The sequence below is a fragment of the Pseudomonas synxantha BG33R genome, assembly GCF_000263715.2.
GTDB lineage: Bacteria > Pseudomonadota > Gammaproteobacteria > Pseudomonadales > Pseudomonadaceae > Aquipseudomonas > Aquipseudomonas synxantha_A.
The window spans coordinates 2016375-2028648 of record NZ_CM001514.1 but is presented as its reverse complement, the minus strand read 5'-3'; the positions used below and the strand labels follow the sequence as shown (position 1 = coordinate 2028648).

At 54.6% G+C, this 12274-nt stretch carries 9 protein-coding genes; 4 read left to right on the top strand and 5 right to left on the bottom strand.

Annotated elements, in window-relative coordinates:
• Positions 1 to 102 precede the first annotated feature (102 nt).
• From PSEBG33_RS17930 to PSEBG33_RS17945, 4 genes are all read left to right on the top strand, one after another.
• Positions 103 to 978, top strand: coding sequence for an urea transporter (locus PSEBG33_RS17930; RefSeq protein ID WP_005786534.1), 876 nt, complete (start codon positions 103 to 105; stop codon positions 976 to 978).
• A gap of 31 nt (positions 979 to 1009) precedes the next feature.
• The gene (locus tag PSEBG33_RS17935; RefSeq protein WP_005786531.1) at positions 1010 to 1834 is read left to right on the top strand and encodes an ion transporter; all 825 of its coding nucleotides are present in this window, start codon (positions 1010 to 1012) and stop codon (positions 1832 to 1834) included.
• A gap of 94 nt (positions 1835 to 1928) precedes the next feature.
• Positions 1929 to 2930: a sulfate ABC transporter substrate-binding protein gene (locus tag PSEBG33_RS17940; protein WP_005786529.1), complete on the top strand. Its 1002-nt coding sequence runs from the start codon at positions 1929 to 1931 to the stop codon at positions 2928 to 2930.
• 241 nt (positions 2931 to 3171) lie between these two features.
• Positions 3172 to 4368 carry an MFS transporter gene (locus PSEBG33_RS17945; protein WP_005786527.1) on the top strand — a complete coding sequence of 399 codons (1197 nt, stop codon included), beginning with the start codon at positions 3172 to 3174 and terminating at the stop codon, positions 4366 to 4368.
• Between the two features lie 117 nt (positions 4369 to 4485).
• On the opposite strand, the gene PSEBG33_RS27120 is transcribed toward PSEBG33_RS17945, so the two are convergent.
• From PSEBG33_RS27120 to PSEBG33_RS17950, 5 genes are all read right to left on the bottom strand, one after another.
• A complete protein-coding gene (locus PSEBG33_RS27120; protein WP_050989033.1) occupies positions 4486 to 5085 on the bottom strand; it encodes a M10 family metallopeptidase C-terminal domain-containing protein in 600 nt (199 codons plus the stop codon).
• Complete coding sequence (locus PSEBG33_RS29295) at positions 5082 to 6230, bottom strand: hypothetical protein (RefSeq protein WP_157264137.1); 1149 nt, start codon at positions 6228 to 6230, stop codon at positions 5082 to 5084. Before PSEBG33_RS29295 ends, PSEBG33_RS27120 begins: the two co-directional genes overlap by 4 nt.
• Positions 6231 to 6468: 238 nt before the next feature.
• Complete coding sequence (locus PSEBG33_RS27110) at positions 6469 to 8181, bottom strand: M10 family metallopeptidase C-terminal domain-containing protein (protein ID WP_005786525.1); 1713 nt, start codon at positions 8179 to 8181, stop codon at positions 6469 to 6471.
• 882 nt (positions 8182 to 9063) lie between these two features.
• Complete coding sequence (locus tag PSEBG33_RS28185) at positions 9064 to 10188, bottom strand: M10 family metallopeptidase C-terminal domain-containing protein (protein WP_005786523.1); 1125 nt, start codon at positions 10186 to 10188, stop codon at positions 9064 to 9066.
• A gap of 305 nt (positions 10189 to 10493) precedes the next feature.
• Complete coding sequence (locus PSEBG33_RS17950) at positions 10494 to 12026, bottom strand: M10 family metallopeptidase C-terminal domain-containing protein (protein WP_005786522.1); 1533 nt, start codon at positions 12024 to 12026, stop codon at positions 10494 to 10496.
• Positions 12027 to 12274: the final 248 nt, after the last annotated feature.

The window sequence follows — 12274 nt, the reverse complement described above, 5'->3', positions numbered from 1 at the left end:
CCACACTTGATTGGGTTCACATACTTACGATTGTGAATGCAGTCCAATGTGGGAGGGGGCTTGCTCCCGATGGGGGCAACTCGGTCTTATCGATTCCCCCAAATGCACAACCCAACCTGCCCCGACTGGGCCGAAGCCCTGCTCAACGGCTTCAGCCAGATTTTCCTGCAGCGCCACCCGCTGTGCGGCCTGCTGTGCCTGCTGGCGATCCTGATCGGCGCCCCGGCCTTGCTCGGCGGTGCACTGCTGGGCGGTGTCGCGGGGTTGCTCACCGCCCAGCGCCGCGGGTATCCCAAAGCTGAGCGTCAGGCCGGGCTGTATAGCTACAACGGCGTACTGCTGGGCTTGTTGATCAGCCAGCACTTTGCCTGGTCGGCGCTGGTGCCGCCGTTGATCCTGGCGGGCGGCGGCTTGAGCGCTATCCTCACCCGACAATGGTTGAAACACGCCAGCCGGCCCCACAACTTGCCCGCCTACACCGCGCCCTTTGTTGGCCTCGGCTGGCTGCTGCTCGGCCATGTACCTCAAACTACGCTTGCGCCGGCCCAGGCCGACATGTTCGCGGTACTCACGGCGCCCTTTTCCGGTCTTGGGCAAATCATGCTGCTGGAGCAGCCCCTGGCGGGTCTTTTAATCGCCCTGGGTTTGCTGCTGGCTGACCGCCGTGCCGCCGCATGGGTCATGATCGGCGCCAGCCTCGGTGTGCTGGCCGGCCTGTGGCTGAACGAGCCTTCCGGTGCCCTGCTCGGTCTGCACAGCTATAACCCGGCATTGGCGGCCCTGGCCCTGAGCCCGTTAAGTCGCCAGCCCTGGTTGCCGCTGCTGGGCATCGGCCTGGCCATCCTGCTCACGCCGGGCTTTGCCGCCCTGCACCTGCCCGCACTGACCGCACCGTTTATCCTCGCCTGCTGGCTGGTGCGCGCCGGCCACCGGTTGCTTCACAAACCCCGCATGGACAGCCCGTTCGAATCCCCCTAGGCTTGCTCGATATTCGCTTCAGGCAGGATTTATGGACAGCAACAACGACTGGCGCCAGCGGCTCTACATCATGGTGTTTCAAAGCGATACCGTCGCCGGGCGGCGCTTTGACGGCATCCTGCTGCTGATCATCCTCGCCAGCCTGGTGATCGTGATGCTCGACAGCATCGACCAGATCCACCAGAACTACGCGGACGTGCTGGCCTATATCGAGTGGGGCTTCACGCTGATCTTCGCCATCGAGTACGGCCTGCGCCTGTATTGTTCGCCCAAGCCGCTGCGCTATGCCTTCAGCTTTTATGGCCTGGTGGACCTGCTGGCCATCGTCCCCGGCATCCTCGCCCTGTACTACAGCGATGCGCAGTACCTGCTGATCATCCGCATCATCCGGATGCTGCGAATCTTCCGCGTGCTCAAGCTCAGCCCCTACCTCAAGCAAGCCAATTATTTGATGGCGGCGCTGCGCGGCAGCAAGCAGAAGATCGTGGTGTTCCTGGTCAGCGTGTGCACGCTGGTGACGGTGTTCGGTACCTTGATGTACGTGATCGAGGGCCCGGAACATGGGTTCACCAGCATTCCCAAGGGCATCTACTGGGCCATCGTGACCCTGACCACCGTGGGCTTCGGCGATATCGTGCCCAAGACACCGCTGGGCCAGGTGATTTCATCGTTGGTCATGATCACCGGTTATTCGATCATTGCCGTACCTACAGGCATTTTTACCGCCGAGCTGGCCAGTGCCATGCGCGGTGAACAGCTGCGTACCGAGTGCCCGGCGTGCAAGAAAGACAGCCACGAACCCAACGCCGCGTTTTGCTCGCGCTGTGGCAGCAATCTTTTCCATAAACTGGAATAAGCAAAGTTCGTTTTAATCTTTAAAGGTCTATGCAGGCCCGGCTATAGTCGCTGGCAAATTGCCTCCCCTCTTCTCGAACAACAAGGAATGAGCAGTGAAAAAAATCCTCAGCGCCTCTCTTCTGGCCGCCGGCCTGGCCTTGGCGGGCTCTGCCCAGGCAGCGACCACCCTGCTCAACGTCTCCTACGACGTGATGCGCGACTTCTACAAGGACTACAACGCCGCTTTTCAGAAGCATTGGGAAGCCGAGCACCCGAACGACAAGTTGACGCTGCAGATGTCCTTCGGCGGCTCCAGCAAACAGGCGCGCTCGGTAATCGACGGCCTGCCGGCTGATGTGATCACCATGAACATGGCCACCGACATCAATGCCCTGGCCGACAATGGCAAGCTGGTGCCGGACAACTGGGTCACGCGCCTGCCGAACAACAGTGCCCCCTTTACCTCTGCGACCGTATTCATCGTGCGCAAAGGCAACCCCAAAGCCCTGAAAGATTGGCCGGACCTGCTCAAGGACGGCGTGCAAGTGATAGTGCCCAACCCGAAAACCTCGGGTAACGGCCGCTACACCTACCTGTCGGCCTGGGGTTATGTGCTCAAGAACGGCGGCGACGAAGAGAAGGCCAAGGCCTTCGTCGGCAAACTGTTCAAACAAGCGCCCGTGCTGGACACCGGTGGACGTGCCGCGACCACTACGTTCATGACCAACCAGATCGGCGACGTGCTGGTGACCTTTGAGAACGAAGCAGAAATGATCGCCCGTGAGTTTGGCCGCGATCAGTTCGAAGTGATCTATCCAAGCGTTTCCGCCGAAGCCGAGCCGCCCGTTTCGGTGGTCGACAAAGTGGTCGAAAAGAAAGGCACCCGTGCTGCCGCTGAAGACTACCTGAAGTACCTGTGGTCGCCAGAGGGTCAGGAAATTGCGGCCAACAACTACCTGCGCCCACGGGATCCTAAGGTGTTGGCCAAATACACCGACCGCTTCCCGAAGGTGGACTTCCTGTCGGTGGAGAAAACCTTTGGTGACTGGCGCACGGTGCAGAAGACCCACTTCAACGATGGTGGGGTGTTTGACCAGATCTACTCTGGCCAGTGAATGATCTTGACTGAATAGACTCGATCAAAATTGTGGGAGGGGGTTTGCTCCCGATAGCGGTGTGTCAGCCAATGCCTGTGCTGACTGACACACTGCTATCGGGAGCAAGCCCCCTCCCACATTGGGTTTTGTATTGAGTCATTATTTCGCGGCATGACAGTTATCACGCCAAGCGGCCTACTCACTGCCGGCCCTTGCCTTTACTCTCTCACCCCATCGTCCTTCGCCTTACGAGCACGCCATGAACGCTACCGCTCACGCCACAGGCACCATGACCCGGAGCATGGTCATGCTGTTCGCGTTTTGCTGCGGCGCCATCGTCGCCAACATCTACTACGCGCAGCCAATCATCGAACTGATCGCCCCGGACATCGGCCTGACACCGGCGATGGCCAGCCTGATCGTGTCGCTGACACAAATCGGTTATGCCCTGGGCCTGTTCTTCCTGGTGCCGCTGGGTGACTTGCTGGAAAACCGCAGGCTGATGATCTTCACCACCGTGCTGGCTATCGCGAGCCTGTTGGGCGCAGCGTTCACCGAACAGCCCAACCTGTTCCTGCTGGTGTCGCTGCTGATCGGCTTCAGTTCGGTATCGGTGCAGATCCTCATCCCGCTGGCCGCGCACCTGGCCCCTGCCGAATCCCGTGGCCGTGTGGTCGGTAGCATCATGGGCGGCTTGCTGCTGGGCATTCTGCTGGCGCGGCCGGTGTCCAGCGTAGTGGCCGACCACTTCGGCTGGCGTGCGATGTTTATGGCCGCCGCCGCCTTGATGGCGTTTATCAGCGGGGTGCTGATGCTGACCATTCCCAAGCGTCAACCCGATCACAGCGCCAGCTACGCGCAATTGCTGCGCTCCCTGGGCACCTTGCTGCGTAAGCAGCCGGTATTGCGCCAGCGTGCGTTTTATCAGGCGTGCATGTTTGCCACCTTCAGCCTGTTCTGGACCGCTGCTCCACTGGAGCTGGCGCGCAACCATGGCCTGAGCCAAAGTGAAATCGCGCTGTTCGCCCTGGTGGGTGCCCTGGGCGCCATCGCCGCGCCCATCGCCGGTCGCCTGGCCGATGCCGGCCACACCCACCGCGCCTCGCTGCTGGCAATGCTGTTTGGCGCGTTGAGTTTCCTTCCGGCGTTCGTGCATCCGTTGTACAGCGTGATCGGCTTGGCAGTGACCGGCGTGGTTCTGGACTTCTGCGTGCAGATGAACATGGTCCTCGGCCAGCGCGCTGTATACGCCCTCGATGCCCACAGCCGCAGCCGCCTGAACGCGCTCTACATGACCAGCATCTTCATCGGCGGTGCGTTCGGTTCGGCAATTGCCAGCAGCGTGTATGAACACGGCGGCTGGCTGAGTGTGATGCTGGTGGGCAGCGCTTTCCCACTGGTGGCGTTGCTAGGGTTCCTGGGTACTTCCCGTAAAGTCTCCGTGACTACCGCCTGACCACTCTCATCAACACTTTTTATCACGCACAAAAGGGCAGGACTGGATCAACTACTGATCAGTCCTGCCCAGCTTGACTTCATGCAATGACGATTCTAGAAAATCGCCATTAATCTATCAGAGATAACCGTCATCCTTGACGTTCAGCCCAATGACATCTTCCGGGCTGATCATTCGCGTGCTTTTAATCAGGAAGTCGGTCTTGCCATCTCCATCCAGGTCTATTGCCAGCAGATAACGGCCCGATTGCGGATTGAACTTGATAATAGTGTCACCCGCTTTACCGCTGTAGCTATCAACGAAGTTAAACGCGACCTTGCCGTCAATGGCCATTTGCGACAAATCTATCTTGTCCTGGCCCGTGTTGAAGTCCACCAGTAGATCGGCATTGGTGCGGCTCGAGTCCGTGAAGGCATTGAACTTGAACGTGTTCCAGCCACCTCCGCCGACTAGAGTATCGCTCCCACCCCCACCGACCAACACGTTGTCCGCACTGTTGCCAATGATCCGATCATTACCGTGACCACCGATCGCATTTTCGATCACAGTTTTCTCGGTGATCCTGACGTTCTCCTTCATGCCACCTACGCTGGAGCGCGAACCACCTCGCAAGTCAATCGACTGATCCTGCTTGAAACCGGAGAAATCGAACGTATCGTTGCCTCGATCATCCCAAACGGTAAAGTCTGGTTTGTCCGAAGCGGATGTCAGGGTCATCTCTGGCTTTCCGGTGTTGGAGTTGAAGCCATAGATAGTGTCATCCGAGTTGGAGTTGCGGCTTGGCTTGGGCTCGTCATTTGGCGTTTTATCGACGCCTGGCTTGGGCTCGTCCTTTGGCGTTTTATCGGCGCCAGCCTTGGGCTCGCCCTTTGGTGTTTTATCGGCGCCAGCCTTGGGCTCGCCCTTTGGCGTTTTATCGGCGCCTGGCTTGGGCTCGTTTTTGGCGTTTTATCGACGCCTGGCTTGGGCTCGTCCTTTGGCGTTTTATCGACGCCTGGCTTGGGCTCGTCCTTTGGCGTTTTATCGACGCCTGGCTTGGGCTCATCCTTTGGCGTTTTATCGACGCCTGGCTTGGGCTCGTCCTTTGGCGTTTTATCGACGCCTGGCTTGGGCTCGTCCTTTGGTGTTTTATCGGCGCCAGCCTTGGGCTCGTCCTTTGGCGTTTTATCGACGCCTGGCTTGGGCTCATCCTTTGGCGTTTTATCGGCGCCAGCCTTGGGCTCGTCCTTTGGTGTTTTATCGGCGCCAACCTTGGGCTCGTCCTTTGGTGTTTTATCGGCGCCAGCCTTGGGCTCGTCCTTTGGTGTTTTATCGGCGCCAGCCTTGGGCTCGTCCTTTGGTGTTTTATCGACGCCAGCCTTGGGCTCGTCCTTTGGTGTTTTATCGGCGCCAGCCTTGGGCTCGTCCTTTGGTGTTTTATCGACACCAGCCTTGGGCTCGTCCTTTGGTGTTTTATCGACACCAGCCTTGGGCTCGTCCTTTGGTGTTTTATCGACAATTGGCTTGGGGTGATCATCTCCCTCAGGCTTGGGTTCACATCTAAGTACTTCAGTGCCAAACCCGGAGATGAACGAAAAAGACAAAGTGGAAGTGGCGACTTCTCCAAGTTGCAGCAGCCTGGGGGGCACACCGATATTGACGCTCGATCCGAACAATCGAGGCAGGAGGGTGAGTCCGCCTGTCACCTGCTCAGATAAACTCAGCAGCTGGGAGTTATTTGAGGGGTTCAGACGAGTGGTCGAGTGCTCGTGGTGATGCGCTCTACTGGCTTCATTGTTGCCAGGAAGTGCCGCAGGTGACGACGGCTGAGCGGCATGGCTAGAAACCTGGAGGCTCAAAACAGGTGCACTTATATTCAACATAATGTTACCTTCTCGATTAGTAATAGAAAAACAACAACCCAACATTTCGCAAACACTACCATTTACGAACTTTTGCAAAATCGTTTCGCCCAACGTACAAGCCCAGCAAAAATTGCACTTTTTACATACTGGAAAGTTTACGTGCAGCAGCGATTATCAAACTGCAGGCAACATAATGCAGCCGACGCATATGCGAATTTAAAAACAACATCACGACAACTAGACTAGTTACAGTATTTTATTTGAAAGCTCTTATCGCATTCGCACTTTTGAACTGTTCGACCCGCCAAGCCCGCTCTGTAAAGCCATGCTGCTCAAGGGCTGGCAGTAGTACCGATCGAAGCTCTCCATTTGGCTCGGGGCATGGCTCCGGCTTGGGATCCGGTGGCTCGGGGCATGGCTCCGGCTTGGGATCTGGTGGCTTAGGGCATGGCTCCGGCTTGGGATCCGGTGGATTAGGGCATGGCTCCGGCTTGGGATCCGGTGGATTAGGGCATGGCTCCGGCTTGGGATCCGTTGGCTTAGGGCGCGGCTCCGGCTTGGGATCCGTTGGCTTAGGCCGCGGCTCCGGCTTGGGATCCGTTGGCTTAGGCTGCGGCTCCGGGGTACCGCCGTGCCCCATTACGTCGCCGGCTTTAATCCGGCCAATGCTTTTTATCAGCAAATCAGCTTTACCATTTCCCGTCACGTCCAGGGCTAGGCTACCCTCGCCACTGCCCTCGTCGTACTTGAGCATGATTTGGCCTGGATGGCCGCTTAAATGATCGACAACCTTTGGCGCACTAATACCTGACGCTTTCAGGATACCTGAGAGATCAATCTTGTCTGTACCGCTCTCAAAATCCAGAATGACGTCGGGATTGTCGGGGGTTGATTCACTTGCTCGGCCATAAACAAAGGTGTCCCCTCCCCCGCCCCCGAGTAATCTGTCCGCCCCACCGCCCCCTTTGAGGCGATTAGCGACCTCATTACCTTTCAGGGTGTCGTTGCCTTTACCCCCCACTGCGTTTTCAAGTACAACGCCCTTGGCGATAGAGACATTCCCCTTCAACGCCCCAACATCTGAAAATGACTCTGCATTGAGATTGATGTTCTGGTCCTGTGAAAACCCGGAGAAATCCAATGTGTCATTTCCACCTCCATCCCAAACACAGAAGACAGGACTGTCGTTCGCTCCCTTCAGACTCAACGCTTCACGGTTGGTATTGGAGTTGAACCCATAGGTCGTATCAGTATTACGGGTTTTGGTATTGACCCCGTATAGCCTCTGTACAGCTGCAATATCATCCATCAACGGTGCAGAAGGCAGCTTTGAGTTGAAATTATGTCCGGGCTGATTTTTCTCCGAGAAATAGCTCATTACCGAGCGCGCCCTGGTATCCCCCGCGTACACCGCGTCACGCCCATAGTCCGCAAAACCATTATATGCACCAGGATGCTCTAAGCCGATGGAGTGCCCTATTTCATGAACAAGTGCTGTGCGGAAAAAACTTCCGACTTCTGGATTCTCCCCTGCGTTCGCCGTTCCAATATTTGCAAATGTTTTATACCTGTACTTGTTGGGCAAAATGGCCACACCACCCGCCGTTCCAGGCATATCATTGATATCTATATGACCGTCAGCGTTTTGTGCATTTTCAGCGAATGTCACGTTGGCGACATCCGCCCAAGACTGCATCGCTTGCCTGGCCTGCTCCGCCTGCTGCGCGGTGAACCCCTTGGAAATACGAAACGACAAATCGATTTTTTTATCGTTGTTGCGATCACTAAAACGCAAACCCTGCCGGGTGATTTGTTTCCCAGCCTGCTCCGTCGTGAATTCCCTCTTATTACTGTGCAGCGTATACCCCTCGCCAGGCCCATCAACAGGTCTATCAGGATTAACATCACGCCTGGGATCAAGTCTTTCAAAAACACCAACTTGAGCAGCTGGCGCTATTAACGAGCTCATAAGCAAAATTCCTCACGCAACCAAATTCAAAGTAGCAACCGCCAAACTCGAAAGACTAAATACCAACACAGAAACGGTGCCAGTCATCGGCACATGGCTAAGTTCTCACATCACACTCATTCATACCACGCGCAAATTAATTCACTCCGACACACTCTAAACCCTGAACACACTTTGAGCGCACAACTGCAAAAACCTGAAACCATACAAACATATGATATCTTTTAGACTTGATCGCAACCTGCTGATCTTGTTAAAAATAAAGAACTAAAAACAAAATAAACCATGAAATATTATCAACCCATTACTCACAATTAGATAACACCACTTGCCCTCAACAACAACATCCAATCGATTACTCACACCCCCTACTACTTTGCTCACCGTATAACCAAAAAATCTCAGCACCTAACGTTAACGAAAAAACCCGCACTTCCAACCCTCGTGTATTGTGTCTGCCTGACAACCATGACTTTATACACTTCCATAACTGAACGGTCTTACGACCGAATGCTTAGTGGTTTGTAGAAGGTAAGTAAGTGAAGAAAACCCTACATATAGGGCGGCGACGCTGCTTGGAATCTGACACGCCGTGCTGTTTACCCGTAATAACGCAGATCATTTCGCAGCAACAAACATTCGTCCTCCCGCGTCAACACGTGCAGCGAGACTGTCAGTTTTTGTCCGTTGGTTTCAGCGAGTAGAGAGAAAGCATCAAGCCCTGATGGCCTGACGAGCGCATGAGCACATGCCTTGATGCTGCAATGCAAAAAAAAACAGACTTGATCGCGATGTCACCCGCGTATCAAGTCTGTAGATAAAAGTGAAAAATGATTGTTTAGCGCATAGAACAACATCAACGCGAATATTGGTTCACGTCGCTCACACCCGTGTAGGCATTTCATGCCATCCCATTACGTCTCGCGAGCCGAAAGGCCGAGTACTTTTTATCAGGAAGTCAATTTTTTGGTCACCCGACAGGTCAACCCCGAGGAAATAACGTCCGCTCTGCGGGTTGAATCTAATAACGGTTTCGCCAGGTCGACCCGTGAACCTGGGCACCAGCTTCAACTCAACGCCGGTCGTCGCAGCCAGGCCCCTTAAATCGATTTTGTCCCAACCGGCCTTGAAATCAGTCAGTAGGTCAGCCTTCGCGTAGGTAGAGTCTGACGCTGTATTATATTTGAAGATATTGCTCCCACCGCCGCCGCTTAATGTATCCGCGCCCTCACCACCGGTCAGTACATTATTAGATGCATTGCCAAGGATCCGATCATCGCCTGAACCGCCGATAGCATTTTCAATGGCCGACCCGATGCTGATGTGAACATTATTAACCAGCCCACCCAAGCTGGAATAGGCACCGGCACCCAAATTTATGACTTGATGCTGCCTGAACCCGGAGAAGTCCAATGTATCGTTACCCAGTATATCCTCAACCCTGAACCATGGCGTGTCATACGTCGAGGTGAACGACATATCGGGATTTCGGGTATTTGAATTAAAGCCATACACTGTATCCCCCGGAAAATACTGCGTAGACACTTCATTCAGCGCGGGGTTTAAATAGGCCCTTGCCTCAGGTATCGGGCGTGTCTGGACCAAGGGTCTCGAATTCGGCCGTGGCTCGAATTGCGGAATTGGCTTGCGCTCACCCCATTCGTCGCGCCCTGTGAAAACCTGCTTAAACTTTCCGTAATAATCTGTGAACTTACTCACGGTGTCCCTGAAGGCGCCGCTCATCCAGTAATAATGGGTGAGCGCCTGAGTGTGTTCGTTTCTGGAGAAAGGCGGGGTCAGCCCTCCATTGTTGCTATACGTGCGGTTAGTGCCCTCCTTGAACGCCGAAAAGCGCTCAGCAGATGATGAATAGCCGCTATATTGTACGGTGCGCTCGCTGGAGTACCTGGGCATCATCGCTTCGCCAGCAGCGCCTTGCGGCGGGAAGCTGGAGAATGCTGACGGGTTATACACCTGGGAACCCATACCGGAACCATATACATTCATAATGTCAATACTCCATCCAAATCATATATCAATTTAAATAATTACCATCTATCGCATGATTAGGAGATACGTACAAAACAAACACTCACACGATCAAAGCGCGGCCAAATTCGCACAAACATTCCCCCGCTCACAACAGCCTATTTATTTCAAACTAAAACTTACACCCCACAGACAAGAAAACTTAGGAAAACACCACCTAACCGAAACATCAACATACAACCAGACATTCCAGACCTATGATTTTCAAACAACAGTCTTAGACAAGGCCGCTGAACCACAGGTTGTTCACTAACAAAATTACATTATCTGAAAATCGATAACACTCCGTTCACCATACGCTTGAAGACCGAAGTCACTTTCTTGATAACCCCCATTCCAGACCAGGGTGACGGCTCAGGCGCAGGGCGCGGATCCGTGTCTGAATGCGTATCCGGATCGGACGGTGGAACGGGAGCCGGGTACGGGTCGGGCACAGCAGTAATGTTGGTTTCAGAAGCCGGAATCACCGTGGGTGACTGATTGTTCCAAACCACATCCGTCGGTTTTATCTGGCCTTGGCTGACCACCAACAGATCCGCCGTACCATTGCCTGTCGTATCCACCGCCAGGGTGTAACGGCCAGTTGTAGAGTCGCGGCCAAGCACCGCCTCACCTGCACTGCCGCTGAATTGATCGGCAAAGCTCAACGACTTGAGCCCCACCGCCCGAAGGGCTCCGGTCAGGTCGATCTTATCGATCCCGCTGTGAAAGTCCTGGATGATATCCGGATGCTGCGGCGTCGAATCGCTGACGCGCTGATAGACGAACGTATCCGCCCCGGCCCCACCGTGCAGCTTATCTACGCCCCGGCCGCCCGTGAGGCGATTGTTTTCTTCGTTGCCTACCAAGGTATCGTTGCCGGAGCCGCCAATGGCGTTTTCCACGCTCACGCCCTTGGCAATCGACACATTCCCCCGCAAGCCACCTACATCTGAGAATGTCTCGGCCTTGAGGTTGATGGTTTGGTTCTGGGTAAACCCGGAGAAGTCGAGCGTGTCGTTACCACCGCCGTCCCAAACGGTGAAAACTGGTTTTTCATTCCCGCGCTTGAGGCTATAGAACTCCCGGCCAGAGTTGGAATTGAAACCGTAGGTGGTATCGGTATTGCGTGTTTTTGTATTCGCGCCATAAAGCCGCTGGGCAGCGGCAATATCATCCATCATTGGCGCCATCGGGCTGTGCCCGGCAAAGTTGTGCCCAGGCTGATGAGTCTCCGCCCAGTAACTCATGACACTGCGTGCCTTGGTGTCCTGCGCATATTCGGCAGAGCGGGAATAATTGAAGCCCCCGCCATCGTATGCACCCGGATGACTGAGCCCCAGGGTATGTCCCAACTCGTGGATCAACAGCCCAAGGAAATGGCTGCCCATTGTCGGGTTATGCTCACCACTGGTCCCGATATTGGCCTGCATTCTGGAGTTATACCGGTTAGGCAAGCTCGCCCAGCCTGACGAACCTGACATACCCCTGATACTAATGGTTCCGTCGGTGTTAGAGCCGTTTTCTACAAATTCGATATTGGCTATGTCCGCCCAGTATTGCAGGGCTTGTCTGGCGCGTTCCTTCTGAGCAGCGTTGAAGCCACTGGAAAAATTGAAACCCACTACAACTTTGCCATCTTTATTGAGGTCATGAAACTTGGAGCCACTGCGCGTGATTTGTTTCGCCGCCTGATCCGTGGTAAAGGCTTTTTTATTATTCGCCCAACGTAGAATGTCGTGCTCGGCGGTTGATAAATTGAAGTGCGATGTCACTGGGGACTGCTCGCGGGCAGCCTGTCTGACAGGGAGATGCATGGCGTATTGTCACTCTCAACAGTGAAGAGTTAACCGTCCATGTATGAATTACCGACACTGGTCGATCCATTGCCAGCCCGATAAAAATCCCATATTTAAAACATCTTCACTACCGCTATTTAATTGCAGTAACACGCAATAAACGCGCCAGTAAAAAAACCGTACAAGTTTTAGTTGGCGCGACACATCCGTACATATCAACACGCCCAAAAGCCTGATAACAGAAAAAGAAAAACGTAGAAAATATT